Origin of the sequence: Vibrio brasiliensis LMG 20546 (genome assembly GCF_000189255.1) — a bacterium.
GTDB classification, from domain to species: domain Bacteria; phylum Pseudomonadota; class Gammaproteobacteria; order Enterobacterales; family Vibrionaceae; genus Vibrio; species Vibrio brasiliensis.
Genome location: NZ_AEVS01000103.1, coordinates 1 through 945, shown reverse-complemented (window position 1 = coordinate 945; position 945 = coordinate 1). Strand labels below are relative to the sequence as shown.

Below are 945 nucleotides of genomic sequence, written 5' to 3'. Positions count from 1 at the left end.
CCTGGCATTACCATTTCTACGCCTTCTGGTAGCTCGATGTTACCAGTTACGTCAGTTGTACGGAAGTAGAACTGTGGACGGTAGCCTTTGAAGAACGGAGTATGACGGCCGCCTTCGTCTTTAGAAAGTACGTATACTTCTGACTCGAACTTAGTGTGTGGAGTGATTGAACCTGGCTTAGCTAGTACTTGACCACGTTCTACTTCATCACGCTTAGTACCACGTAGAAGTGCACCAACGTTCTCACCCGCACGACCTTCGTCTAGAAGCTTACGGAACATTTCAACACCAGTACATGTAGTTACTGTTGTCTCTTTGATACCAACGATTTCTACTTCGTCACCTACGTTTAGGATACCGCGCTCGATACGGCCAGTTACTACTGTACCACGACCTTGGATTGAGAATACGTCTTCGATTGGCATTAGGAACGGCATGTCTACTGCACGCTCTGGCTCTGGGATGTAAGAATCTAGCGCTTCTGCTAGTTCTACAATCTTAGCTTCCCACTGCTCTTCGCCGTTTAGTGCGCCTAGTGCAGAACCTTGGATTACTGGTAGATCATCACCTGGGAAGTCGTACTCAGATAGAAGTTCACGAACTTCCATTTCTACTAGCTCTAGAAGCTCTTCATCGTCAACCATGTCACATTTGTTCATGAATACGATGATGTATGGGATACCAACCTGACGGCCTAGTAGGATGTGCTCACGAGTTTGTGGCATTGGGCCATCTGTCGCAGCAACAACTAGGATACCACCGTCCATCTGTGCAGCACCAGTGATCATGTTTTTAACATAGTCAGCGTGTCCTGGACAGTCTACGTGTGCGTAGTGACGAGTTGGAGTGTCGTACTCAACGTGAGAAGTTGCGATTGTGATACCGCGCTCACGCTCTTCTGGAGCGTTATCGATAGATGCGAAGTCTTTCGCTTCACCGCCGTAC

1 protein-coding gene is annotated in these 945 nt (G+C 48.0%); it reads right to left on the bottom strand.

Annotated features, from left to right (window positions below; all coding sequences use genetic code 11):
• The coding region (gene tuf / locus RH46_RS19405) for an elongation factor Tu (protein WP_006881232.1) at nucleotides 1-945 on the bottom strand (945 nt) is incomplete at both ends.